This window comes from Gemmatimonadota bacterium (assembly GCA_026705765.1).
Taxonomy (GTDB): domain Bacteria; phylum Latescibacterota; class UBA2968; order UBA2968; family UBA2968; genus VXRD01.
This window is the reverse complement of sequence record JAPPAB010000117.1, coordinates 1-24,619: the sequence shown is the minus strand read 5'-3', so window position 1 is coordinate 24,619 and position 24,619 is coordinate 1. Positions and strand designations below refer to the sequence as shown.

Genomic DNA, 24,619 nt, shown 5'->3' with positions numbered 1-24,619 from the left:
GGTGCTAAGCGCATTCAACATCCATTTTGTCGCATCTCCTTCTCAGTCGTTTGAGTTGATCCGAGAATCTGTGATCTCCCGCGAGATTGAAGGATTCGTGGGGGTCCTTGAGAAGGTCGTAAAGTTCCTCATAGACGGGCTGTTGCTCGTAGTAGCGAATGTATTTCCAGCGTTGTGTGCGTACGCCTTCGCTCTTGGGGATGTCGGCGCGGTGGAACCGGTGTTCGCAGAAGAACGCTTTTCGCCAGTCAATTTTCTTGCCGCGCAACAATGGGACAAGGGATTTGCCCTGCATTTTGTCCGACGCGTTTAGATCTGCCAGTTCGAGGATGGTTGGCGCAATATCGATGTTTAGTGCTAATTCTTCGCGAATGAGACCTCGAGTGTTTTCATCAGCCCGTGGATCGAGGATAATAAGGGGTATGCGGATTGACTGTTCGTTCAACTGCCAGCAGTCGCTGAGTCCGCGATCTCCGTAGTACATCCCATGGTCAGATGCGAAGATTACGACTGTGTTTTTGGATAATGACAGTTGATCTACGGCCTCGAGAATCCTGCCTATGTTCCGATCCACACCGCTCACCATTCGGTACAGCCCTCGCATGTTTCTCTGATAGTCCTCAGATGTCGCATAGCGTTTTTGCCACCGTACGCGACTCTCTGTTTCGCGCAAAAATTTCGGCAATCGCCAGAAGAAGTCGGGATGGGCGTTGAATGGTTCCGGTATCTGCGTCTGTGTGTAGAGGTGATCTTCTGTAGCGGGCCAGATGTAGTAGCGCGGATCATTGTCCTGTGCGTGCGGCGCATTGAAACTGACGGAAAGACAAAATGGCTGGCCGGGATGATCTGATTGATGCGTGCGCAGGAAGTCGATCGTTTTGTCCCCGGTGATGTCGGTCAGGTGGCGCACACTGCCATCGGGCTGTCTGATTTCATACCCTTCTTCGGTCCAGTGTTCGTAGTTGTCGAATACGTCAAACATCTTTCCCACTGCATCCTCATCCTGCAGAGCGGGGACGATTCCGTTGGTGGCTATGCCGAATTTCCCGATTAGCCCCGTGCTATAACCCGCCATTTTAAGAGTAGCAGGGTAGGAGATGTCGGTGTATGCGCTTTGGAGGGGGGGAGTGAGGAAGGTGAATCGGTGGCGTCTTTCATAGGTGCCCGTGAGATAGCTGGCCCGGCTTGCGGCGCAGATTGGGCTTGTGCAGAATGCGTTTTCGAATCGCACACCGCTTGCGGCAAGCTGATCGATGTTTGGGGTTTTGATGATTGGATTGCCTGCGCAACCGAGCAGGTCATTGCGCTGGTTGTCGGTCAGGAGAAAGAGGATGTTGGGAGGAGGTGCGTTCACATCTCGCCTAATTCAATGCGTTGACCAGTATCATTTGACCTGTACGCCGCTTCAATGATTCTGGCGACTTTTAAGGCATCTTCTCCAGAGGTTGGAGCCGTGCCTTTGCCCGCAGTAGATCGAATAAAGTCATCCAAAAAAGCGATCCCATAAGCCCCGCCATAAGCATCGACTTCGGGTAGCGTGTAATCAAAGGTTCGCTGAGATGCCGTGTGCCAGCCTTCTGCAACGCTTTCGAGATACAATTCTGAGGGACCGCCCGAGGGCGTCCAGAATACGCGGCCCTCGTGACCGCGAAATCCCATATACGTGTCGTAATTCGGTCCCATATAACCCGCGCCACTTATTGATAGTTGATACCCGGCCTGCATACTGCCCAGCGCGCCATTAGAAAACCGAAAGGATAGAGACGCCACATCTTCAACATCGATGTCTTCGCCGCTGAGCGTATCGACAACTGCAGAAACGGAGACGATGTCCGCATCCATTACATAGCACAGCAGGTCGATATAATGACACCCCAGCCACGACAAAATGCCGCCGCCAGAAATCGACCGATCAAATAGCCAGTGTTTGGGGTTGCGAAATTTTACCTGTGATGTGACCATCCGGGACTCACAAGATGTCACCTGACCTATTGCACCGCCTTGCACGAGTCTTCGCGCTTCACAAGCGGTGGGGTGATAGCGATTCTGATACATAACGCCCAGTTGTACACCTGCGTTTGCTGCGCCATCTACGACTCGAGAAACAGCGGTAACCGAAGCTCCGATGGGTTTTTCGCTGATGATGTGGATACCCTGCTCGAATAAGCGCAGGCAAAGGTCTGGGTTCTGGTCATTTTGAGCGCAAGCCACACCAAAGACTATATTTTCAGAGCCTAAAAGCACGCTGAGATCGGAATATGTACCCGCGACTTTATCTGTTGAGTTAAAGCTGTTCAGTGCCGAGGGGTCGGCGTCGTACAGAATGATCTCATCTACGAGTGTAGAAGCCTGGAGGGTTTTGAAATGGGCTTCTGAATGGGGATGTGTCAGGCCAAATAGGCCAGCGCGAACGGGTTGCATGGGATTATCCTCAAGATTATAAATACGGCAAGACTTCGCGCTTGAGCGCGTTGAGATATGTCCATTCTTCACCGGGATCCTGGAAGATCAATGTATAATATCCCGAGAAATTGGCTTTGCGCGTCAAGTCCAGATAGGTGAGAAAACGATCCCGCAACATGATCCCGTCTTCGTAATCCGCTTTGGTGTGGATCGTATCTGCAAACGGTAGAACTTCTGCGAGATCATCCAGCTTGTGTTCCCCTTTGAAGTTGCCAAGATCAGTACACAGTCCAATTTTCCCATCGCATCTGTCCAGAATATCCAGTAGAGGGGCGGCGCGCTGGGTTAGTCGCTTGAAATTCTCGGTCATGACACGTATGCCACTATCGCGTGCATAGTCCGACAATTGCAGGAGATTTTGCGCGCTGAGTGCGATGGATTCCGCGCCTGGCTCTGATTCGCCAGCTATTACGCGCACATTCGCCGCGCCACAGGTGGATGCGATGTCAATCCATCTCCGAATTTCCGCGAGGTCCTTTTCTCTTTGTTCGGGATCGGGGTGCGTAATATCCCAGGCGTCAATTAAGATGCTGTAAAGCGATACGCCGTGTCTGTCCAGTTCCGCGCGCAGGTCTGTGATAAATGCATCATCTGTTGTGGGAAAATGAAAATGGCAGATTTCTAAATGCCCAATGCCATGAGATGCCACTTCGCGGGGGACATCAAGTAGCTTTATGCGTCCCTCATCGCCATTTCGGTTTACAAATCCATCGGGCGTGCGATCATACCACGCCTTTCCCAAAGCGCGGTGCAAACTCCAGGTGGAAATAGATAGTTCTGGCATATTACTACCTCCAGTTTACGTTTTGCATCCCACTTTTTCAGCCAATCGGCAGATCGCCTGTGCGGCTTCGTCAACATCGGATTTGGAGATGCCGATGTGTGGGATCAATCTTATCAGGTGTGTGCCTATGACGCTTACGCGTATGCCGTATTCAGCGAGCAATCGGTCGCCAAAATCGCGGGCGGAAATGCCCAATTGAGCCACGTCAAAGCGCACCATATTGGTTTCTACGCCTTCGACATCGATTCCAATTCCGGGTGCTTTTGCAATGCCTTTTGCCAGGCGTTTTGCATTGGCGTGATCTTCTGCCATTCGTTCGACATTGTGTTCTAATGCGTAAATACCCGCAGCGGCAACAATGCCAGCCTGTCGCATAGCACCTCCGATGCGTTGTTTCCACTGCCAGGCATTGAGGATAAACTCTGAAGGTCCCGCCAGTACAGCCCCCACAGGCGCGCCCAGGCCCTTGCTCAGATCGATCCACAGGGTGTCAAAAGACTCGGCATACGCTTTTGGTGCAATGCCGGATGCAACTGTTGCATTCAGGAGCCGTGCGCCATCCATGTGCGTTAGAGCACCTTTTTCGTGCGCCATATCGCACACTGCGCGTATGTGTTCAAGGGGCCATATACGTCCCCCCGGCATATTTGTGGTTTGTTCGGCACAGACGAGGCGGAAGGGCGGTCTGTATCGCGTTGACGGCACCATAACCTCTGCCATTTGCTCGGGTGTAAACATGCCATTTTTCCCATCAATGGGATATAGCGTTGCGCGGGCGAGCACCGCTGCGCCGCCGGCTTCTGAGATGAGTGGGTGTGCGGTGCGATCTACTAAAATGAGATCTCCTGCGCGGCAGTGAACCGCATAAGAAATCTGATTGCACATCGTTCCCGATGGCAAAAAAAGAGCCGCCTCTTTGCCCAGCATCTCGGCGACCATATCCTGTAGGGCATTTACCGACGGGTCTTCGCCCTTTTGCTCATCACCCACTTTTGCCCGACACATAAACTCGCGCATCGCTTGTGTCGGCACGGTGGATGTATCGCTGTAAAGATCAATTTTAATGTCGGTCATTTACCTGCTTCCTCCGGGGCCAGATTTGAAAAGATTTAGAAACCGGTCTTCGTAAAATGGATATAGGTTCCAGCGGTCCAGTTCTGCTTTGAGTTCATTGGCTTTTTTGTGAAACTGATCATTTTTTTTCACTTCGCGAAACATCTTTTCAATGCGTTCCATAACGGACTGAGGCACTTTATCCTCTTCGATCTTTCCGCCTGGGAATTCGTTCTCTGGAATATCGTCCATGTGGGAAAATGTCTTTTGGATCTGCATCTCAATATCTTCCATAGTGCCTTCCATTTTTTTGGCAGCGTCGTCAATTTCCGACATATCGACCGAAAAATTTAACAAATGTGCCAGAGTCAGTACAATCTCTTTTGAAGCTTTGGGGTTGGGGATGGGTGCTGCGTATTGCGGCATGGTGCCCAAAAAACAGGCCGCATTGAGGTCGCGGTTTTGAGCAAAGCCCAGCAACAGACCATTAAGCCCTGAGACCATCCCCTCTTTTAAGATCTCCACGCCATGCGATGCCAGTAAATCTCTAAATTCAGTGTTGTTCGCCACCCCCAGCACCTGCGCATTTTCTTTGTGGCTGGATTGTGTGAGATAGGCCGCGCCTGTGAGAACCGTATCGATGCCTACCCGCTGCCCCACATCCAGGACTTTGTCCAGCAATTCATCGCCGGGTGTTCCGCCTATTTGCGCCTCGCTTTGAAAAATAATCAAATCGTGTTCTTCCACTGCATAAAATATATGAGCAGGCGGATCGGGAAAGGCCGCGATCCCGTCTTCTACAATCATGGCTTCGGGCGGGAAGTGAGATTGCATGTCTATTTCTGCAAATGCGACGGCATTGAGTTTGCGCCGGATATAGTCAATCGCGCCAATTCCCACGCTGCCCATACCGGGCCATCCGGCGAGCAATACGGATGCCTGAAAGGAACGGGGCAATTCTTTCAATACGTTTAGTTTCATTTTGTGACCTTTCCACAAAGGACAGAGCGTTTTAGAAATAATATCAAATTACAGACCTGGACACAACCATATCAATGATCAGAACGCCATTTCTCGATCGGATGGGAACGATCAGGGTGTGGAAAAACAACGCGTTGTCCAGAAATTTGGGATGCGTACGCTCCGTGAATCATTTCCAATGCCCAACGCGCATCTCGATCGCTGGAAATAGGGGCGCGATCGCGTTCTATGGCGTCAATCAGGTCGATAATGGCGCAATAATTTCCGGTCTCCTGCAGGTGATCACCTGCGAGGTCGAGTGCCTGCCACGCAGGACCACCTCTCCAGGGTGCCCACAGCCCATCTTCATAAATGGATATTGCTTCTGCGCCTCCGCTTATGGCTATCCGCCCCGATTCTCCGACCAGCACCAGCCCGTAGCCCTGTCCTTTTCCCGATTGATTCGCCCGCGAGACAAATGAGCCATCCACGCCATCGGAAAAAGAAAACAGGCTAACCACGCCATCGCCCGCAATCGCGCCAATCGGCTCTGTAGCTTCCCGCACATCCTCGGGTGCGATTTCACGATCTCCAACTGTCACGCGCGCTGTCATCCACAGGGGGTCGCCGCCCAAAAAACGCATCATGTTGAAGAGATGTGTTCCCAAGACCAGCATGTCTTCGCCGCCGCCTCGATGGTCTTGTTTGCCATACCCATGCATGGATAGGAGCTTTCCAATTTGATTTTCCCGTATTAAATCGCGCACTTGATGTAATTGCCTGAGGTAAACAGCCTGATGCGCTACGGCAATTTTGCGGTTGTGCTGTTCGGCGGCAGCTACAATGCGGTCTGCGGATGCGAGGTCACCAGCAAGTGGTTTTTCCGAATAGACATGGCAGCCGGCTTCGATACACGCTAAGATCATTTCTTCGTGACAATCGACCCACCGGGGGCACACGCTGACAATATCGAGGTTTTCTTTTGCCAGCATGTCGCGATAGTCCGCATATCCTCGCTGGGCTCCGGCATCTGCAATGGCCTTTTCTCGTCCGGCGGCATCTGGATCGGATACAGCGATCATATCCACGCAGTCGATTTTCTGATAGGGCACATGCAGGCCATGTCCAAAATTGCCCTGCCCGGTCCGACCAATAGCACCGGCGCGATAGCGTTTTTCTGCCATTGTGACTCCTCTTAAGGTAAAAACACGACGCCCAATGCTGCGTTGGGATTCTGAATGAGTTCTTCACATGCTTCGGGCGCGTCGTCTAATGCAACCCGATGGGTGATGAGAGGGGATACTTTTAAGTGTCCGGTATCCATGAAACGCAAGCATTCCTCCAGGTTTCGCTTCGTTGTCCATTGCATAAAAACGGGGGGATAATCCGCACCGTGTTCCCATTCCTCGTCGTGATAGCCCGGTCCTGTGCGCGCGGCGCTGCGTACATCCAGATTGCCCAGCGCGGATGCAAATCCGTGTTCTATTCGGGCGCCGCCCACAATGACAATGCGCCCCATAAGGTGCGTGTCGGGTGCTTTTTTGATCATTTTGCTAAGCGTGATAAAAGCCGGTGTGCCGTCGCCACCAAAAGCAATTACACCGCCATCGATACCATAACCACGCGTAAAAGTTTGCGATACTTCTACCGGGTCTTCCTCTGTGATATTGACCCCGCGCAGCAAGCCGCAGGTCGCGGCTTTTTTTAGACGCATGGGCAATTGGTCCAGGCCCATTACATAACATCCCGAAATGCGTGCCCACTGGCAGGTAAATTGTCCCACAAGTCCCAGACCAGCCACGGCAATGTGTTCGCTGAGCTGGAATGCGCCGCGCCGCACGGCATTTAGGGCGGTTGCGACCAGATGAATAGACGAGGCGTCTTCATCGCTGACGCCATCGGGAATGTGTACCGCCATATTGCGCGGTACACAGGCATGGGTCGCATGTTGGGCATATCCGCCTCCCATACAGGCTACGCGCGTTCCAATCGGTATGTCTTCACATCCCGCGCCTTGTGCCACGACCACGCCAGCATTGGAGTACCCAAATGGGCGCGGCGCGGCATCCGATGGGTTTTCTCGTCTCCTTTTCACACCACCCAATTCTGTGCCGGGGCTGACCATGCTCGCCGCGACTTCTATTTGAACCTGGCCTGGCTTTGGGGCTACAATGGGTTCTTCGATGACCGAAATTCCGCCTTGACCGTCAATTGCCGCTACTTTTCGCATTGCCATTAGTGTCCTCACATTGCCACAATTTGTTTCATGCGTTTTGCCATCTCAATTTGCACGTCTCGATCGCCACCTACTTCGTGGATGACATATTGGTCATAGCCAATATCCCGCAATCCTTTCATGACTTCTGCCCAATCCGTATCCCCATCCATCAGCGGTACGAAATTGCGTTGCTGACGAACAAAGTCCTTAAAATGTACCCGTTTAATGCGGTGCTGAAGCCCGCGAATCCAGTGCTCTGGATAGCCGTAAAACATCATGTTGGCTGTATCGAGGTAAATTCCGACCCAATCGTTGCCCACGGCATCGACAAACTCGCGCGCTTCTTTTGGGTTGAGTAAGAACTTATTCCACACATTCTCTATGCCAACTGCAACGCCTTTTTCTTCGGCATAAGGGGCGATTTCTTTCATCGAGATCAGGAAATCATCCCATGCATCTTCATAGGTCCCGTCAACCGGGAGTTGGCCCGGATGGAGTAAGACCGCGTCGGTCTCGATGAGATGCGCCACGTCAATAGCGCGGCGCAAGCTCTTCATGCCAGCTTCGCGTTCTGCCGGGTTTCGGCTGAGAAAATTGCCCCGATTATCATATCTGGCAATCGCACTGCTGATTTCAATGCCCGCGTCATCACACCGTTTTTTGACACCGCGCACCTCGTGGTCACTCATATCCACATTTGGATCACCTTCTGGTGAAAATACCAGTTCGAGTGCTTCGTAACCCGCATCGCGGCACAATTGCAGTGTTTCATCCAGCGTCAGTTTGCCCAGGATAATTTGCGTTACGCCTATTTTCATCGCCAGTCTCCATCGAGAGTTGGGTTTGTGTATCTAAGGTTTGTCTTCGCCTCTCTTTTCCAATTCTTCGGCAATTTCGTCCATCAAGACAGCCAGTTGCAGGATATTTTCACTCGTGATTGAGCCGAGAAATTTACCTGAATCCCTATCTGTGACTGGTATCACGGACAATGAATGCTTCGTCATGCGTTTCAGCACATCTTCAATTGGCTCATCGAGATGGGCCTGTGGTAAATTTGTACGCAACACAGTGTTCAGGCTCAGGTTTGCCCGCAAACGCGAGGACATTGCCTGCAGGCGGGGAAGCGAGATGGCGCCTTTAACATTATCTTCATCGACCACGAGGTAATCCTGTTGATTTGGTACGAGCCAGGAATCGATAAAGTTTTTGGCCGAGAGCGCAGAATTGGGATATGTGCGCGTGCTGTCTATGACGTGATTGGTGGTAATGTTCTGCATCGTATGGCGGGCAAAAGAAAGCGGTACGGAGTCGGGTAGCTTAGGTCGATGGGTTTTTTTCGCTTTGGTGATAGCGAAGTCAATTGCTGATGGCATAAGTATAATGTAGCCGAACATCATCAGCACGAATAGTGAGAAGATATCTTGTCCAATCACGCCGCTCTCAAAGAGGATGAGGAGGAGGGCAATTTCCGCCACGCCCTTTGCCATCAGCCCCGTGGACTGGGCGAGAGGGTTGTCCAGACGAGCTATATAGGTACCGATGAACGCGCCGGCGAATTTGCCCAATGATGGGAATACGACCAATGCGACGATGGTCGCGATTGGCAGGGTTGTAAAAGACAGGTCCAGATGCAGCCCAGCCGAGGCGAAGAAGAGCGGGACAAATAAGCCCTCTGCCGCGCTTCGCAGGCCGGGCAGGACGTCTTGATGTACCTGACGGGGCAGCCCTGAGAGGGCAGCCCCGAAAAGCAGTGCGCCAATGGAGCCGTGCAAATGAATTTTTTCGGCTCCCACTACCATCAGGAAAAGCCCACCGATTATCAACCCAAACGACAGTTCGGGCACGTTTAAAAAACGTTGCAAGAAGATAATTACAGGAGGCAAGAGCCGCGTTGATAAAAACCACGCTACTATTGCGAAAATCGTCATTTGTACCAGCAGAAAGAGTACGCTGGCAACACTCAGTTCATGTTCGTGTTCGCCGATGGAGAACCCGACTACGAGCAGAGCGAGCAACTCGGCGATGATCACTGTGGTGAATATCTCGAGGCCTATGGGTTCTTTGAAATGTTCTTTATCGGCGAGTACCTTTGCCACAAGTCCCAGACTGGTCAGCGACAGGATACCGGCCAGAGCTAGCCCCTCTGTGAAACCGAGATTGAGGGAGAATTCCCCGATTTCGAAGAGGTTGGATGTGAAGACGATGGAGACGAGCAGTGAGATGAGCACAGACACAATCGCTGCGACAAAAAACCGCCCTCGAAGGGTCGCTACAAAACTCGGTATATCAATCTCGTCAAGGCCGACGAGAAAGAAGAAGACAAAGATACCGATGCCTAAGAAGGTTTGCAGTTCGCTCGTTAGTTCAATTATATTTGTGATGGGGCCGAGCAGGGTTCCGGTTATGGTATAGGCGACGATTGAATTTAAGCCAAAACGTTTAAATATGCCCTCAAAGAGTTTGCCTACGACGATAAGCAGACCAAGGGGTAGTAAGGCGTCGATCATAGATAGAGTCTCATCAATTGTTGAAGATTTAACCAGCCGAGGTGGGTGATGAATTAGACGCGTACTTGATATGAAAATAAATCGCCTATCAAAAAAAGCAAGCCTTTCTCACGCCCTTGCCCCGCGTTTATATAATGCTTGACAAGGTACATTTTTTTGGCTATCACATCGTCTTGTTCTCGCTGTTCGCAAACCGCCATCACATACAACACAGTATCTCCGGAGATTGCGCTATGAAGCATATATGTATTCTATTTGGCCTGATATTTCTCGTTGTGGGCTGTAAGCCCGCTGAGTCGCCGACACCTGCAAAGCGCGCTATCACGATATGGTGGGCGCAGTGGGATCCTGCGGATGGGCTTCAGGAATTGGGCAATAAATTCGAACAGGAAACGGGTATTGCCGTTAAAGTTCACCAGATTCCCTGGCCGTCTTATCAGGATCAGGTCTTCCTCAATTTTGGAAATAATAAAACGGATTTTGATATTGTAATTGGCGATAGCCAGTGGATTGGACGAGGCGCGACGCGCGGTCTTTACGTCGATCTGACCGACTGGTTGCCCACGGCAATTGATATAGACAAAATTCATCCCCGCGCCGCGCGTTATTTGTGTGAATATCCGCCCGGTGGTGGCAAATTCTACGCTGCGCCATGCGAGACCGATGCCGTCGGATTTGTCTATCGCAAAGACTGGTTTGAAGACCCTGCCGAGCAAGCGTCATTCAAAGAAAAATATGGGCGGGATCTGACGATTCCCGACAATTGGGATGAATTCCGCGATCTGGCTGAATTTTTCCATCGTCCAGATCAAAAACAATACGGCTGTGCTTTGCTCACTGGCCGAGGGTATGATTCGATGACGATGGGCTTTCAGATGTTTATGTGGGGTTTTGGAGGCTCGTGGGGCGAGTTTGGAGAATTTGCGGTGGATGGGTATGTCAATAAACCGGAAGTGGCAGAAGCCCTTGCGTATCTGAAGGCGTTGTTACAATACGGTCCCAATGGCGCGACCAATTTCGACTACGGGAAAACCTATGAAGCCTTTATCAATGGTTCGACGGCTATGAGCATGAATTATTTCGCCTTTTATCCCGGTATTGTGAAACAGATGGGGGACAAGGCGGGTTTTTTCATGGTGCCCAAAGCTGGCGATAAGCGCGTGGTGAGTCTGGGTGGGCAGGGGTTTAGTATTTCGACCAAGACATCCACAGAGCAACAAGAACTGGCCAAGCAATTCATCGCGTGGTTCTTGCAAACGGATATCCAAAAAGAATGGATTACCAAAGACGCTGGATTTACCGCCAATACGGATATTCTCAATAGCGATGAATTTCGAAACGCATCTCCGTATAACCGCGCTTTTGCAGAATCTCTCGATTATCTCCAGGACTTTTGGAATGCGCCTGTTTACAACGAGTTGCTCGCGGTTTCGCAGCGCTATTTGGGCGAGGCGATTGACGGGGTTACACCCGCGCAGGAAGCCCTCGATAAAATCGCTGCCGAACACGAGCAGATTTTCAAAGATGCCGGTTTGTTGAAGTAATCATAACTCAAAAAGGAAAGTACAACTCTATGTCCTCTTTCAAAACGCCTGAAGACATCAAAGTGGGGGTTATCGGCTACGGCGGCGCATTTAACATGGGTCGCCAACATCTCACGTTTATGAAAAAGGCGGGTATGACGCCTGTTGCGGTTGCAGAACTCGACGAAACGCGCTTGAAGGTCGCGCGAGAAGAATTTCCCGGTATTGAGACCTATACCTCTGTGTCTGCAATGCTGGATGAATCCGATGTCAATCTCGTCGTGATCATTACGCCACACAATACGCATGCCGAACTGGCATTGCAATGCCTGCGCGCAGGGCGCCATGTCATCAGCGAAAAACCGCTGGCGATCACGACTGAGGAATGCGATGCGATGATCCGCGAAGCCGCAAAGCAAGACCTTCTTCTTTCTACCTATCACAACCGCCACTGGGATGGGTGTATTCTGAATGCTCTTGAACAAATTCACCAGTACAAGGTTATTGGCAAGGTCTATCGCATTGAAGCCCATATGGGAGGATATAATCGACCGGGCGATTGGTGGCGCAGTAGTAAGAGTATTTCTGGAGGTATTCTCTACGATTGGGGTGTTCACCTTCTCGAATATTCACTTCAGATTCTGCAATCGGATATTGTGGAGGTCACTGGATTTGCACACACCGGTTTCTGGGCTGATGAGACCCGCTGGCAGGCCGATACCAATGAAGACGAGGCCACGGCTATCGTGCGTTTCAAAAACGGGACCTGGATCAATCTCACGATGTCGAGTATCGCATCTGCACCCCGCAAGGGCTGGCTCGAGATTACCGGTACGACCGGTACCTATATTTTTGATGGTGGGACGTACGAAATTTTGCAGATAAAAGATGGGGAAAAGGTCGTTTCCTCTGGCAAAAATCCCGGGCATCAATACGATAAATACTACGATAATATTGCCGCACATCTCTCGACGGGTGAAGACTTGATCATCACGCCCGAATGGTCCCGCCGCCCCATTCACATCCTGGACCTCGCCTGTAAAAGCGCAGCGATGGGGCAGACGATCAAGGCGAAGTACGCATAGTACGGGTATTACTAAAAAAGCGGCCTGTGTCGAGAGACATTGGCCGCTTTCTTTTTAATTACTGGACTAAATACCAATCCGCTTTGGGAATACTGTTACCCCCCAATTCACATACCGATCTCGCTCCTCAGGTGTCTCTGCGCTCATGCCTACTTTTACCTGTGTGTCTTTTACCTGGTCGAGCACGTGTTTTACGCAGTCTTCCACCGTTCGATATGGAAATTGGGGGTGTGCCTCAATGCTGAACAACAGATCGTTTGGCCCAAAGTTTAATACATCCACTCCTGGCTTAGCCAACTGTGCGGCGTTGATTACGGCTTCGACAGATTCAATCTGAATTGCCAGCCATCCATAGGCATTCCACCAGGGAGCGTATTCCAACCGATCTGGTCGCTCGTCCAGTCCCACTCTATGTACGCCACCCCAACTGCGTTTGCCCATCTGGGGATAATAAAAGGCGTTTACGGCTTCATCTACAATTGCTTCGCTTTCGACTTCAGGTACCATAATCCCCGAAGGTCCCAGATCGAGATAATTGCCGATCAGATAGGCGTGACGAGTGTGCTTAATCCGAATCTGAACGGGTAAATTAAAATCCCGGGCCATGATGCAGAAAGCCACCAGGTGGGCTTCGTTAAAAGGTCCGTGTTGTGCATCTACATTTAGATAGTCACATTCGTGTTTTGACAGAATATCTGTCAGTTCTCCTTTTTCAATATCCATTGGCACACCAATAGAATTTACAATTTCGCCATTCCGAATCCGTTGTTTTAGCGTTTTTTGCGACATGATACACCTCTTGTTCAGTCCAGGTTGTAAAGTTCCCTGGCATTTTCTGCCATAATTTGTTTTTTAACTTGTCGATCCGATACATTGCTCAGTGCCTGGTCGGGCGAATCAAAATCCCAGTGCGGATAATCGGTTGCAAACATCAGTTTGTCGTCCATGTCCATATGCGCCAGCATCTGCTCGAAATACGCCGGGTCTGAAGGTTCTTCTACGGGCTGTGTGGTCAGATAGAAATGGTCCCGGATATATTCCGAGGGTAGGCACTTCAAATAGGGAACCTCCATCTTGAGTTTTCGGTACCAGTTGTCCATTCGCCACATTAAAGGTGCTACCCACCCAAAACCCCCTTCGATCAGAACGATCTTTAAGTCGGGAAATCGCTCAAAAACGCCTTCGTACACATAGCTCGTTACCTGTACTTGAAATGCCATGGGCATCCCGCCGTGATCCTGAATATAATGCGCCGCTTTGCCCGCGCCCGTAATTGGACCAATACCCGTGCCGCCAAAGTGAATGCCTATGGGGAGGTCGTATTCAACGGCTGCTTCGTAAATTTTCCAGTATTTACGTCTGCCCAGTGGCTCCATTGTTCGCGCCATGAACATCAGTTGTACAAATCCCGGATGATCGCCCAGGCGTTCAATTTCAGCAACGGCGAGATCGGCGTCTTCATACGCGACAGTCAGAGATGCGCGCAACCGCTCATCTTTTTCCAGCCATTCGGCTATTTGCCATTCATTAACCGCCTGTGCAATCGCAGCTCCGTATTCCAGATTTTGCTGTCCCCCAGCAGGCGATAGCGGGTTCAATATGCCGTAGTCCATTTCCCAGGTATCCAGCAATTGTTCCTGCATAAAGCCCAGATGCGACCCAGGGGGTCCTTCGGGGGGGAATGCATCGTTTCGCGCGGCAAAGGGCACAGCTCTCGGGCAATTGGAACCTGAGCGCCTGCGCCCTGCGATGCTCAAATGATAATCTTTCCACGCGCTGGGCATATAATCTACCCAGACCTCAGTGGCGGGAGATTGGTATCCATCTACATTGTGAATATCGCAATCGATTACCGATAGCTTTTCTCTCTTTTTGACCTCTGGCTCTTCTAAGATCGTCATTGCCATAGCGGTATCTCCTCACAATTTGTAAAACGCTCGTGCATTTTCTCTCAAAATTTTTTCCAGTAGCGAATCGGATAGCCCTGGTGGAATGGCGTCGTCCGGTCCGTCAAAATGCCAGTGCGGATAATCGGTCGAAAACATCAGTATTTCATCCGAGTCCAATTGTCCGATCATTTGCAAAAGGTGTTCGGAATTTATGGGCGCGTCCATCGGTTGTAGCGTCATTCGAATGTGTTCTCGCACATAGTCCGATGGGGGTCGCACAACCCAGGGAGTGTCTCGGCGCAGGCCTTTCCATTCTTTGTCCATGCGCCACATCCAGGCGGGCATCCAGACAAATCCACTTTCGATTAATACCACCCGCAATTCGGGAAACCGCGCAAACGCGCCTTCTGAGATCAGGCTCAGGACTTGTGCCTGAAAAATCTGCGCCATATCAGCACATTCTTCAATATAGGTCGAAGGCCAGCCCACGGGTGTGGGGGGAAGCGATGAAGCACCGCCAAAATGAATGCCAATTGCCAGGTCGTGCTTTACTGCAGCCGCGTACATTGGATTGTATTCGCTTTTTCCATATAGAGAATAGGAGCGGACCGGGAGTATTATCTGTACGAAGCCGGGATGATCGCCAAAGCGTTCAATTTCTCGCGCGGCCAGCAGGGGATTCTGGCTGGGTACGACCAGTGAAGCGCGGAGACGCGCGTCTTTCTCCAGCCAATGATCGATTTGCCACTGGTTGACCGCTGTTGCAAGCGATGCTGCGAGGTCTTCGTTGTGCACGCTTTGTACCCAATAGCCACACGTCAAAATCCCCACTTCTACGTCCCAGGGATCGAGTACCTGTTTTTGTGTTAGTTCCAGATTGGAACCCGGGGGACCATTTGCGGGCCGAGTCCCTTTCCGCGCAGATGTGGGCGCGCCACCCGGATAATCATTCGCGCCGGGACCTCGAAAATGGGATTCGCGAAAATATGCGACCCAGTGGTCTTCCAGATATGGGACAAGGGTTTCCAGAGAGGCAAACGCGTTGTGAATGTCGCAATCGATAACGGGACGGCCAAGGCCTGTAAAATCAGTGGTCATTCTTTCTCCAGCAGAGCGTCAATCTCGCGGGCGAGGGTTGGCAAATTAGTCTGAATTACATCCCAAACCAGCCGATTATCCACGTCGGCATAGCCATGAATGAGAACGTTGCGAAAAGAAATGATGCGTTGATACTTGCTGATGCGGGAGGCGAGTGCAGAGTCAAGTTTTGCAAGTTGCGCCATGGCTTCGCCGATGATTTCAAACTGACGCTCCACAGCAGAACGCATCATGGTATTACGCTCGTAGTCTGCAAACGTCTTGTCACCAGTGAACTCCTTCAGCAACCCAATGGCGTACTGGATGTCGTACAGGTATTTCTTGATCTCAAGCCTCATAAATCAGCCTCTTAGTCTCCTCAATGGATTGCCGGAAATACGGGTTCTTGATGGCTGAATCGACCACCAGATCCACGGGTTTTCCAAAGAGCCGTTCCAGAGCTTCCAGCAAGCCGAAGTAAGTGTCGGCATAAGCACCGTCCGGTAATGGTTGAAATTCCACCACAAAATCAAGGTCGCTTTTCTCTGGTTGGTATTGGCTGGTTACGGCCGATCCGAAAAGGTCGAGTCTAAGCACACTGTAACGGAGACACAATTTCTCCAGTTCAGCGGTCTGTTCGCTAACGACTGAAATCATTATCAGATCTCCTGATTTTGGTAAAGTATAAAATCCTGTATCAAAAATACCTTATTTTTAATGAACGAAAAAAATAGACGACCACACGTTAAAAGCTATCTATTCCCTTCTACGTCCATCTATGTTTATCTGTGGTTGCTTTTTGGGATGCTCACTTCTCACCTTTTGTTTGTGTATCAAAAAAATCGAAAATGGCTGGTAGGGCTGTGTACCATATCGTGTTGTGCGTATCGTCGGGATATTCGGTATAGGTGAAATTTGTCATATACTTTGCCAGCAGTTTTGCGGTGCGTCGCGCGGGTTCTGCCAGTGCGACCATGTCCTTTGCGCCTTGTGAAAATAGCACGGGAAGGTCGGCATGCGGTTTGACGTGTCTCGATCTTACCCACCGCCCGCTGGCCGCGATTGGCGCGATGGCAGCAAATTTTTCGGCATGTCTCAATCCCAGAATCCAGGTGCCGCCTCCGCCCATCGAATGACCGGTGAGGTACACGCGCTCTGAATCGATATTGTAGATGGATAATACGCGATCCAATACATCCATGACATCTTGTCCGCCAATCCTGCGATACCCTGTGAAAGGCCCGCGTCCACTCGGCGCGACAAATAAATATCCGCGTTCTTGTGATAGACGCTTGCACAAGTTCTCTGTTTCGCCTCTTCTGCGCCGGTCCAACCAGGTGTTTTCGCTGCCAGAAGCTCCGTGAAGGCCAATGATCAGTGGCCATGATTGATCCGGCGTATATCCCTCTGGCACAAATATGCGATAGGGGACGAGTTGGCTGTCAACGGCTGAGCGATATGCGAGGTGAAAGTCGCCAGTGCTTTTCTTCAGGGGGTCTTTTCCGTCCAGAAGTGCCGAAGATAGGGTTTCGGCGAGGTCGATGTCCGCCGGTATGTTAATCGCGCCGCGCCATGTCAATCCCCTGCCGCTGCGGCGGTATTTCATGACCATAGGTTGCGCTGTTCGTCTGAGATCTCCCACGTATTTGGCGTGCATTTTCTCGAGATGTGCGACGATATATTCGATTGTTTCGACGGCTGCCCGCTGGGACGCACCACGGGATGCGATATTTTCATCCTGCAAGGTTTTTAGCCGCGTTTGCAAAATTTTCAAGCGTGAAGACATTGTGTCTGTGTGCAAAAAAGCTCTTGTGACTCTCAGCAGAAGTTTGCCCGCTGGATCGCGCAATTCATAGCGCACACCTGCGCGTCCTTCGGGCAAACCCGTTGCTGATAGGGCGCAAGTGAGCGCGCGGATAGACGAAATTGGTAATGTGCGCTCGTCAACCACACCCTTCGCTCCCCGCAGCGATAGCCGCGCCGTATATTCGCCTGAAAGCGGATGTCCCAGGGTAAAGAGGGGTTTCAGTTGTACGTGAAGCGTGTCGTCTGTGTTCGTGATGGTGCGATTTAATACCAGGTTGTAGCTTGCGGCGAGTTCTGGACCTTCGCCAGAGCTACTGTCTCGCGTCATTGCCATAAATCGCATAAATAGGCGATAGGCGCGATAGTTGTCTTTTTTTTTAAAAGCAGCAAAAGCTGAATCCGATAGTGTCTGAAGATCGGGGGGTACGCCTTCATCTGTTGCTTTCAGGCGGTTCAATGTAGAACGCGTAACTACTGTGAATGCGCGGGCATCTTCCCAGGCGATATCGCCGAGTTGCTCGCCTTCGAGCCGGGTGATAGGAGGTTGGGCATGGCCTCTTACACAGGTTCCTATTATGCAGAATAGAAATATGCCACATATCGCAGTGTACTTGCGAGAAAGATGTAGAAAGGGGCTGGGCATGATTTTATCTTTCCAGACAAATAGGGTTTTTTCCGTTTGACAAAATAAGTTGCTATTGGGAAAAATGCAAGGCTAAGGAACAATTCCGACTTGTGCGATGCAGATTCCCACTTTATCATGGTTTGTCAGTACTATTGCCAATCTGTGCAAAGGATAAAATAATGAATTCTACTATTCGCAAATCTATTGTAGCCCTGCTGTTATTTTTTCCCTATCCCATTCTTGCAGATGTTTCGTTGCCCGCGATTTTTTCAGATAATATGGTGTTGCAGCGGCAAATTGCAATATCCGTGTGGGGGAATGCCAGTGCCAATGAAGAGATTACCATTGAGTTAGATACCCAGCGGGTGACGATCACAGCAGATGCAGGGGGTACATGGCAGATTCACCTGAGTCCTATGGATGCGGGAGGCCCGTATCAGCTCACCGTACGTGGCAAAAATGTCGTCACGTTTAACAATGTGATGGTGGGGGAGGTCTGGGTTTGCTCGGGACAATCCAATATGGCCTGGCTCGTCAGGCGTTCCCAAAATCCGGAGGAGGAGATCAAAGCGGCGGATTATCCCAATATCAGGCTTTTTACAGTCAAACGCAATGCCGCGCAAAGGCCCGCACAAGATGTTGAGGGTACCTGGAGTGTATGCGATACGAGTAGTGTCGGCAATTTTTCTGCGGTGGCCTATTATTTTGGGCGCCGTTTGCACAAGTCTTTGAATGTACCCATTGGTCTTATCAATACATCCTGGGGTGGTACACCGGCTGAGGCCTGGACTTCATTGCCCGCGCTTCAAGTCATACCGGAGTATGCGCCGCTGGGCAAGCGCTGGGCTGAATACATCGCCGCGTATCCGAAAGCACGGGAGGAATACCAGGCCCGGCTCGCCGTATGGCAGGCAAATACCGATAGCTTGCGCGCTTTGGGGCAACGCCGTCCGCGAAGACCGTGGCGAAATCCGAATAGTCCCCATCGTCCGTCTGTGCTCTACAATGGGATGATCGCGCCTATCGTTTCTTATGGTATTCGAGGTGCGATATGGTATCAGGGGGAGTCAAATGCTGGCCGGGCATATCAATATCGCGCGTTGTTTCCAGCGATGATTCAGGACTGGCGTTTGAGTTGGGGGCAGGGCGCATTTCCGTTTTTCTTTGTACAGCTTGCCAATTTCAGGCAGGCAAAGGAAAATCCCGAGGAAAGTGCCTGGGCTGAATTGCGCGAGGCACAATTGATGACGCTTTCATTGCCGAATACCGGTATGGCCGTGGCGATTGATATTGGTGAGGCAGACGATATTCACCCGAAAAATAAACAGGATGTTGGCTTGCGCCTGGCTCTGGGGGCAGAAGCTAAGGTCTATGGTGTGGATCAACCGCATTCTGGCCCTGTGTATCGGTCTATGGTGGTTGAAGAAGACAAAATTCGTCTGCGATTTGATCGCGCGTATGGCGGCTTAAAAGCAAAGGGCGATGTGCTCAAGGGTTTTGCGATCGCAGGGCAAGATCGCAAATTCGTTTGGGCAGAGGCAAAGATTGATGGCGACGATGTGCTGGTCTGGAGCAAAGATGTGCAGCAGCCCGTTGCTGTCAGATACGCATGGGCAGATAATCCAATTTGCAATTTGTACAATGGCGCAGATTTGCCGGCTTCGCCTTTTCGCACAGATGACTGGCGCGGTATTACCGCTGACCGGCAGTAAGTCCCACCTTCACAGGAGATTCCAATGTCCGCTATGAAAGCAGCACTTTACAAAGGTATCCGCGAAATCGAATGGCAAGATGTCGAATACACACCCCCGGCACCGGGTTATATTACTCTGCAAACGAGAAGTTCTGGTATCTGCGGCAGCGATCTGCACAATTATTTTGGCGAGTGGAAACCCTCGCTCGAACGCGCCGCGGGGCACGAGTTGTGTGGCACGGTTACCGAAGTTGGCGAGGGCGTTACGGGTATTGAGGTAGGGGATCTCGTCACTGCCGAATGTTTCTCGCATTGTGGTACCTGTCACTACTGCGTTACAGGTCGCTACAACCACTGCGCCAATCGCAAGTGGTTTTCGGGCGAATCACACGGTGGTTTTGCCGAATACACCACCGCACACAAAAATAGTGTCTTCAAATTGCCCGATATGACTTTTGAACAGGGTGCGCTTGTAGAACCCCTCGCTGTCGCGCATCGCGCACTCGCGCAGGCAAAAGCGTCTTACCAGGACCGGGTCGCAGTGATCGGTGGGGGAACAATTGGTCAACTTTGCCTGGCGGTTGCCAAAGCTATTGGAGTGCGCGAAACGCTTATCACCACCAAATATTCGCAGCAGGCCGACCTCGCACGCGACCTCGGTGCGGATCACGTCGTCGATATTACGACGACCGATGTGAAGGATGTGGTTAAAGACCTCACCGATGGCATGGGGTATGACGCCGTTATCGAAACTGTGGGTACCGCGCAGAATTTCGATGATTCCATCGCGATATCGCGCCGCCATGCTATGATCGTTCTCGTGGCCGGTTATTTCAAGCCCCTCGAGGTTGACTTGCGCCAAATTGTCTGGTCCGAAGTCAATATCACAGGCTCTAATTGCTACGGTTTTAGCGGCATGCGTACTGATTTTGATGTCGCTATTGATCTCATTACCTCTGGGCGCGTGCAAGCTACGAAACTCGTCACCCACCGCTATCCCTTTTCCGATATCGCCGAAGCTTTTCACACCGCCGCTGATAAAAAATCCGGCTGTGTCAAAGTTCATCTCGTGAGATAAAACCCATGGGCATTCGTCTCGGCATAGTTGGCGTGGGGGCATTTGCACAGGGTTTTATCCCCCTGTTCAATGCACATCCAGATGTGGATCAGGTTGTTCTGTGTGATCTGGATGCTGAAAAACGCCAGAGTAATGCGGAAAAACACGGGATTGTGCAGACTTCGCCGTCTCTCGATGATTTGTGTGATACCGATGTTGATGCTATCGCGCTTTTTACCCAGAATTGGCTGCACGGGCCGCAGGCAGCGCAAGCACTTCGCGCGGGGAAACACGTCTATTCAGCCGTGCCTCCGGGCATCGCACTCAATGAACTTCGCGCTATTGCCGGAGCTGTCCGCGAGACGGGCAATATCTATATGCTCGGTGAAACGAGTTACTATTATCCGGCAGTGATTTACTGTCGGCAGCGATTTCGCGAGGGCGCGTTTGGCGATGTTGTGTACGCCGAAGCCGAGTATTATCACGACTGGGATCACGGTCTGTACGCTGTTGCAAAGTGGCGCGGCGGAGAAAATTGGCGCGAAACCGCTGGTGTGCCGCCCATGTTTTATCCCACCCATTCGACGAGTCAGATTCTCTCTATCACGGGCGCGCGTATGACCCACGTTTCATGTCAGGGTTTCACAGATCGCCACGAAGATGGAATCTACGCATCAAATAAGTGGAATAATCCGTTCAGCAATGAATCTGCGCTGTTCAAGCTGTCCGATGGCAGCACCGCGCGCATCAATGAATTTCGACGTGTTGGTCATCCGGGGGCGGTGCGTATGACGATGTTTGGCACACAGGGCAGCTTTGAACACAATGCCTCGGGTGCGGTCTGGCTCACAAAAGATCGGTCTGAACGCGAATCTCTCGACGCGCAACTCACCTGTCGCGTAGCGGTGAGGCGCGTTGAGGGCGATATGGATAAGGTTACCGCAGACGATGGGACGCATCACTCTGTTGCGCCCATTCATCCGGCTCATCGTTTGCCCGATGCATTCAGAGGTTTGCCCAATGGTCACAATGGGTCACATCAGTTTCTGGTTGATGATTTTGTTCGCGCCTGTGTCTCGGGCAAGACGCCGCCGAACAATATTTACGAAGCTGCACGCTACCTGATCCCCGGCCTCATTGCCCACGAATCTGCTCTCAAGGGCGGTGAGTTGCTCGAGATTCCCGATTTGGGCGATCCGCCCACAGATAACCGATTGGAAGTTGACTGATCAGTTGTGGGGAGAGTAGAATTCATCCATAAACAGGGAGTTGGCCATGTCGTATTTTTCCAATGAAGAAAAAGCCTTTTTTAAAAAAAATGGCTATGTTGTCAAACCCGATTTGATTGCACCAGAGCTACTCAAAAATGCGCGGGATGCCGTGTGGGAATATATCGAGGCGGATCGCGATGATCCTCAGACATGGATCAATGCGGGGCCAAAAGGCAATCTGCCGTGTAGCGACCATCCCGCAGTCGCGGCTATGAGGACAGACACACCGCTTTACGACATGGCCGAAGAACTCGCGGGTAAGGGACGTCTTCGCCCGCCTGGCAATGGGCTATGTAAGATGATCTATCCTTGTGGTCATACAGATTGGCAGCCTCCGAGAGGGCATCTGGATGGGTATCTTATCGAAGGTGTGGCGGATACTTTCACCGTTGCCGTTACCATTAATATCGGCGATGTTTTACCCCGCGGCGGCGGTTTTACCACATGGGCGGGGGCACACCTCAAGGTTGCCCGATATTTCCAGGGGCATGCGCTGACTAATTTGAGCGGTCTCAAAGTGCCCGGTTTTTTACATCCCGATACGCGCTATGAACACGCCGCGCCTGCGGGTACGGTTTGCTTCTGGCACCACTATATGTTGCACACGGCCAGTATGAATTGTCGGACAGATATCCGCATGGCACTTGTCAATCGCTTTGCTTTCAAGAACCTGAGCGATATCCTGTTCGATCTGCCCTTTGATCTATGGGACCACTGGGAAGGCTTGCGCGATATCAACTGAAAGGATGCCATATGGCACGAATGAAACGACTTGAAAAGCTCGATGGCTTTGCCAATGTACAGATGGTCGAAGTCGAACAGCCAGAACCCGGTCCCGATCAGATGCTGATTGAGGTCAAGCGCAGCCTGATCAGCAGGGGGTCGGAGCTATTTTGGCGATACGTCCGGGAAGAGGCGGTAAGTCCTGAAATGATGGGGTATTCCGACGCGGGTGAGGTCGTGGGCGTGGGGGCCAACATCCAGGATTTCGCAGTGGGACAGCGCGTCATGGCGAACACCCCACACGCTCAGTACGTCATTGCCGGCGAAACCGATAGATCCCGGCGCGCTTTCCTCCTTCCAGAAGAACTCAGCTATGAGACCGCGACCTTTCTTCCTCTCGCGACCAGTTCTGTGATGTGGATGCGCACTTCGCCAATAGAATCCGGGCAGACTGTTGTCGTGCTCGGCCAGGGAATCGTAGGTGCCCTGTGCGCTCAGATCGTCTGGGAACGCGATCCCGGATGTGTGATCGTCGTCGATGCACAGCCTCTCCGATGCGATATCGCGCGGAAACTGGGGCACGAAAATGTGATTGATGTCTCCCAGACCGATTCTGTGGCAGCGGTCAAGGAACTCACAGATGGCAAGGGTGCCGACCTCGTCGTCGAGTGCGTCGGTGGCTACGCTGGCATCCAGTCCTTCGAACAAGCTCAGAAGATGCTCGCACCCAGGGGAACAATTCATCTCATCGCGAAGTATCAAGGTGCTCCATTGCCTCTGGAAGGGGACGCCTTTATGAATAAGCAGATCATCGCGGGCATCCGCATCGATACACCCAGAGAGGCGTGTATGCGGGATGCAGCCCAGATGCTGATCGACGGACGGGTCAAAGTCGCCGAACTGATTACCCACAGACTCCCCTGGGAACAAACTCCGGATGCGTATCACCTGCTCTATCACAAGCCGGACGAAGCACTCGGCGTTATTCTGGAGTGGGATTGATCTGATTTTGAGCAGGGCAGGAGGCATTATGAAGAAACTTCGATTGGCTGTTGTGGGGTGCGGTGCTTATGAAAGTTCCCGCGCCCGCGGATATATCGCGACGATGGTCAAGCTGACCGATCTCTACGATTTGTGCGCGATCTGCGATCATAGCGAGCAGTCGTTACAGGTTGTTGGCGAGCGTTTTGGCGTTGACGCGCGATATACCGATTTTGAGGCGATGCTCGATAGGGAAAGTCCAGATGTGGTCTTTATACTTGTTCCCACAGATGGGCAGGCAGTTATGGCTTTGACGGCTATTGAGCGCGGTTGTCATATTATCACGGAGATTCCGTATGCCCACACGCTGGCGATTGGCGATGCAATTGATCGGGCATGTCGGGATAGAGGAGTGGTCTGGGAGGTCGCTGAAAATGTCTGGCTCTGGCCTCAGGAACAATTGAAACAAAAGATTGTGAGGGAAGGGTTGCTTGGGAAACTGACACATGCGCGTCTGTGGTACACGTCTGGTAGCTATCACGGTATCAATGGGGTTAGAATGATTCTCGACAAGGCCGCGATCCGTGCTCTGGGCTATGCACAATCGGTGGAGGTGTTGCCATATAGCAATTATGGCGGGGCGCAGGAAAATACCCGATGGTGGGAGAGTGCTGTTGTCGAGTTTGAAGATGACGTGGTCTGTCTATACGAGATGTCGCCAGCGGGTGCGCGCAGCAACTTCTGGGATATCGAAGGGGTGGAAGGACATCTTTCGGGCCATGAGTTGGTGCTTTATGGAGGCGGTGAACGCGCATCTTATCCGATTCGGGATACGTTTGAGGAGATTGACGGAGCGCAGGTTCTCTCGGCCGCTCGCGTCGATACCGATCCACCGGTTGTCTGG

At 51.6% G+C, this 24,619-nt stretch carries 23 protein-coding genes; 8 read left to right on the top strand and 15 right to left on the bottom strand.

The window, feature by feature from the left end; translation table 11 throughout:
• Positions 1 to 4: 4 nt before the first annotated feature.
• The 9 genes from OXH16_15965 to OXH16_15925 form a co-directional block, all read right to left on the bottom strand.
• Entirely contained in the window at positions 5 to 1,354 is a 1,350-nt protein-coding gene (locus tag OXH16_15965) for a sulfatase (protein MCY3682898.1), read from the bottom strand.
• Complete coding sequence (locus tag OXH16_15960) at positions 1,351 to 2,421, bottom strand: Gfo/Idh/MocA family oxidoreductase (protein ID MCY3682897.1); 1,071 nt, start codon at positions 2,419 to 2,421, stop codon at positions 1,351 to 1,353. Before OXH16_15960 ends, OXH16_15965 begins: the two co-directional genes overlap by 4 nt.
• Positions 2,422 to 2,437: 16 nt before the next feature.
• Positions 2,438 to 3,247, bottom strand: coding sequence for a TIM barrel protein (locus OXH16_15955; GenBank protein MCY3682896.1), 810 nt, complete (start codon positions 3,245 to 3,247; stop codon positions 2,438 to 2,440).
• 15 nt (positions 3,248 to 3,262) lie between these two features.
• Positions 3,263 to 4,321, bottom strand: a complete 1,059-nt coding sequence (locus OXH16_15950) for a threonine aldolase family protein (GenBank protein MCY3682895.1) — start codon at positions 4,319 to 4,321, stop codon at positions 3,263 to 3,265.
• Entirely contained in the window at positions 4,322 to 5,281 is a 960-nt protein-coding gene (locus OXH16_15945) for a PAC2 family protein (protein ID MCY3682894.1), read from the bottom strand. It lies immediately after the preceding gene.
• A gap of 71 nt (positions 5,282 to 5,352) precedes the next feature.
• Positions 5,353 to 6,444 (bottom strand): Gfo/Idh/MocA family oxidoreductase, encoded by a 1,092-nt coding sequence (locus OXH16_15940; protein ID MCY3682893.1) that lies wholly within the window; start codon positions 6,442 to 6,444, stop codon positions 5,353 to 5,355.
• 11 nt (positions 6,445 to 6,455) lie between these two features.
• Positions 6,456 to 7,496, bottom strand: coding sequence for a zinc-binding alcohol dehydrogenase (locus OXH16_15935; protein ID MCY3682892.1), 1,041 nt, complete (start codon positions 7,494 to 7,496; stop codon positions 6,456 to 6,458).
• A gap of 8 nt (positions 7,497 to 7,504) precedes the next feature.
• Positions 7,505 to 8,296 (bottom strand): sugar phosphate isomerase/epimerase, encoded by a 792-nt coding sequence (locus OXH16_15930; protein MCY3682891.1) that lies wholly within the window; start codon positions 8,294 to 8,296, stop codon positions 7,505 to 7,507.
• A 33-nt stretch (positions 8,297 to 8,329) separates the two neighbouring features.
• Entirely contained in the window at positions 8,330 to 9,985 is a 1,656-nt protein-coding gene (locus OXH16_15925; GenBank protein ID MCY3682890.1) for a cation:proton antiporter, read from the bottom strand.
• Between the two features lie 233 nt (positions 9,986 to 10,218).
• Between OXH16_15925 and OXH16_15920 the strand changes: the two genes are divergently transcribed.
• Both OXH16_15920 and OXH16_15915 read left to right on the top strand, forming a co-directional pair.
• Entirely contained in the window at positions 10,219 to 11,529 is a 1,311-nt protein-coding gene (locus tag OXH16_15920) for a sugar ABC transporter substrate-binding protein (GenBank protein MCY3682889.1), read from the top strand.
• Positions 11,530 to 11,558: 29 nt separating this feature from the next.
• Positions 11,559 to 12,593, top strand: a complete 1,035-nt coding sequence (locus OXH16_15915; GenBank protein MCY3682888.1) for a Gfo/Idh/MocA family oxidoreductase — start codon at positions 11,559 to 11,561, stop codon at positions 12,591 to 12,593.
• 66 nt (positions 12,594 to 12,659) lie between these two features.
• Here the strand turns inward: OXH16_15915 and OXH16_15910 are convergent, their stop codons facing one another.
• The 6 genes from OXH16_15910 to OXH16_15885 form a co-directional block, all read right to left on the bottom strand.
• Positions 12,660 to 13,382: an aldolase/citrate lyase family protein gene (locus OXH16_15910; protein MCY3682887.1), complete on the bottom strand. Its 723-nt coding sequence runs from the start codon at positions 13,380 to 13,382 to the stop codon at positions 12,660 to 12,662.
• 14 nt (positions 13,383 to 13,396) lie between these two features.
• Complete coding sequence (locus OXH16_15905; GenBank protein MCY3682886.1) at positions 13,397 to 14,500, bottom strand: amidohydrolase family protein; 1,104 nt, start codon at positions 14,498 to 14,500, stop codon at positions 13,397 to 13,399.
• 12 nt (positions 14,501 to 14,512) lie between these two features.
• Positions 14,513 to 15,580 carry an amidohydrolase family protein gene (locus OXH16_15900; GenBank protein ID MCY3682885.1) on the bottom strand — a complete coding sequence of 356 codons (1,068 nt, stop codon included), beginning with the start codon at positions 15,578 to 15,580 and terminating at the stop codon, positions 14,513 to 14,515.
• Positions 15,577 to 15,918, bottom strand: a complete 342-nt coding sequence (locus tag OXH16_15895; protein ID MCY3682884.1) for a DUF86 domain-containing protein — start codon at positions 15,916 to 15,918, stop codon at positions 15,577 to 15,579. The genes OXH16_15900 and OXH16_15895 overlap by 4 nt, the downstream gene beginning before the upstream one ends.
• Positions 15,908 to 16,216: a nucleotidyltransferase domain-containing protein gene (locus OXH16_15890; protein MCY3682883.1), complete on the bottom strand. Its 309-nt coding sequence runs from the start codon at positions 16,214 to 16,216 to the stop codon at positions 15,908 to 15,910. Before OXH16_15890 ends, OXH16_15895 begins: the two co-directional genes overlap by 11 nt.
• Positions 16,217 to 16,367: 151 nt before the next feature.
• On the bottom strand, positions 16,368 to 18,008 hold the full coding sequence (locus tag OXH16_15885) for a hypothetical protein (GenBank protein ID MCY3682882.1): 1,641 nt from the start codon (positions 18,006 to 18,008) through the stop codon (positions 16,368 to 16,370).
• A 161-nt stretch (positions 18,009 to 18,169) separates the two neighbouring features.
• Between OXH16_15885 and OXH16_15880 the strand changes: the two genes are divergently transcribed.
• The 6 genes from OXH16_15880 to OXH16_15855 all read left to right on the top strand — a co-directional run.
• A complete protein-coding gene (locus OXH16_15880; GenBank protein MCY3682881.1) occupies positions 18,170 to 19,702 on the top strand; it encodes a sialate O-acetylesterase in 1,533 nt (510 codons plus the stop codon).
• A 24-nt stretch (positions 19,703 to 19,726) separates the two neighbouring features.
• A complete protein-coding gene (locus tag OXH16_15875; GenBank protein ID MCY3682880.1) occupies positions 19,727 to 20,761 on the top strand; it encodes an alcohol dehydrogenase catalytic domain-containing protein in 1,035 nt (344 codons plus the stop codon).
• A 5-nt stretch (positions 20,762 to 20,766) separates the two neighbouring features.
• Complete coding sequence (locus tag OXH16_15870; GenBank protein MCY3682879.1) at positions 20,767 to 21,969, top strand: Gfo/Idh/MocA family oxidoreductase; 1,203 nt, start codon at positions 20,767 to 20,769, stop codon at positions 21,967 to 21,969.
• Between the two features lie 46 nt (positions 21,970 to 22,015).
• The gene (locus OXH16_15865) at positions 22,016 to 22,753 is read left to right on the top strand and encodes a hypothetical protein (GenBank protein MCY3682878.1); all 738 of its coding nucleotides are present in this window, start codon (positions 22,016 to 22,018) and stop codon (positions 22,751 to 22,753) included.
• Positions 22,754 to 22,764: 11 nt separating this feature from the next.
• Complete coding sequence (locus OXH16_15860) at positions 22,765 to 23,736, top strand: zinc-binding dehydrogenase (protein ID MCY3682877.1); 972 nt, start codon at positions 22,765 to 22,767, stop codon at positions 23,734 to 23,736.
• A 28-nt stretch (positions 23,737 to 23,764) separates the two neighbouring features.
• Positions 23,765 to 24,619, top strand: an 855-nt coding sequence (locus OXH16_15855; GenBank protein ID MCY3682876.1) for a Gfo/Idh/MocA family oxidoreductase, incomplete at its 3' end; no start/stop codon positions are given.

Coding starts and splice junctions, on each gene's coding strand:
- OXH16_15960 (MCY3682897.1), bottom strand. CDS start 2,421: ATGCAACCCGTTCGCGCTGGCCTATTTGGCCTGACACATCCCCATTCA.
- OXH16_15955 (MCY3682896.1), bottom strand. CDS start 3,247: ATGCCAGAACTATCTATTTCCACCTGGAGTTTGCACCGCGCTTTGGGA.
- OXH16_15950 (MCY3682895.1), bottom strand. CDS start 4,321: ATGACCGACATTAAAATTGATCTTTACAGCGATACATCCACCGTGCCG.
- OXH16_15945 (MCY3682894.1), bottom strand. CDS start 5,281: ATGAAACTAAACGTATTGAAAGAATTGCCCCGTTCCTTTCAGGCATCC.
- OXH16_15940 (MCY3682893.1), bottom strand. CDS start 6,444: ATGGCAGAAAAACGCTATCGCGCCGGTGCTATTGGTCGGACCGGGCAG.
- OXH16_15935 (MCY3682892.1), bottom strand. CDS start 7,496: ATGGCAATGCGAAAAGTAGCGGCAATTGACGGTCAAGGCGGAATTTCG.
- OXH16_15930 (MCY3682891.1), bottom strand. CDS start 8,296: ATGAAAATAGGCGTAACGCAAATTATCCTGGGCAAACTGACGCTGGAT.
- OXH16_15925 (MCY3682890.1), bottom strand. CDS start 9,985: ATGATCGACGCCTTACTACCCCTTGGTCTGCTTATCGTCGTAGGCAAA.
- OXH16_15920 (MCY3682889.1), top strand. CDS start 10,219: ATGAAGCATATATGTATTCTATTTGGCCTGATATTTCTCGTTGTGGGC.
- OXH16_15915 (MCY3682888.1), top strand. CDS start 11,559: ATGTCCTCTTTCAAAACGCCTGAAGACATCAAAGTGGGGGTTATCGGC.
- OXH16_15910 (MCY3682887.1), bottom strand. CDS start 13,382: ATGTCGCAAAAAACGCTAAAACAACGGATTCGGAATGGCGAAATTGTA.
- OXH16_15905 (MCY3682886.1), bottom strand. CDS start 14,500: ATGGCAATGACGATCTTAGAAGAGCCAGAGGTCAAAAAGAGAGAAAAG.
- OXH16_15900 (MCY3682885.1), bottom strand. CDS start 15,580: ATGACCACTGATTTTACAGGCCTTGGCCGTCCCGTTATCGATTGCGAC.
- OXH16_15895 (MCY3682884.1), bottom strand. CDS start 15,918: ATGAGGCTTGAGATCAAGAAATACCTGTACGACATCCAGTACGCCATT.
- OXH16_15890 (MCY3682883.1), bottom strand. CDS start 16,216: ATGATTTCAGTCGTTAGCGAACAGACCGCTGAACTGGAGAAATTGTGT.
- OXH16_15885 (MCY3682882.1), bottom strand. CDS start 18,008: ATGCCCAGCCCCTTTCTACATCTTTCTCGCAAGTACACTGCGATATGT.
- OXH16_15880 (MCY3682881.1), top strand. CDS start 18,170: ATGAATTCTACTATTCGCAAATCTATTGTAGCCCTGCTGTTATTTTTT.
- OXH16_15875 (MCY3682880.1), top strand. CDS start 19,727: ATGTCCGCTATGAAAGCAGCACTTTACAAAGGTATCCGCGAAATCGAA.
- OXH16_15870 (MCY3682879.1), top strand. CDS start 20,767: ATGGGCATTCGTCTCGGCATAGTTGGCGTGGGGGCATTTGCACAGGGT.
- OXH16_15865 (MCY3682878.1), top strand. CDS start 22,016: ATGTCGTATTTTTCCAATGAAGAAAAAGCCTTTTTTAAAAAAAATGGC.
- OXH16_15860 (MCY3682877.1), top strand. CDS start 22,765: ATGGCACGAATGAAACGACTTGAAAAGCTCGATGGCTTTGCCAATGTA.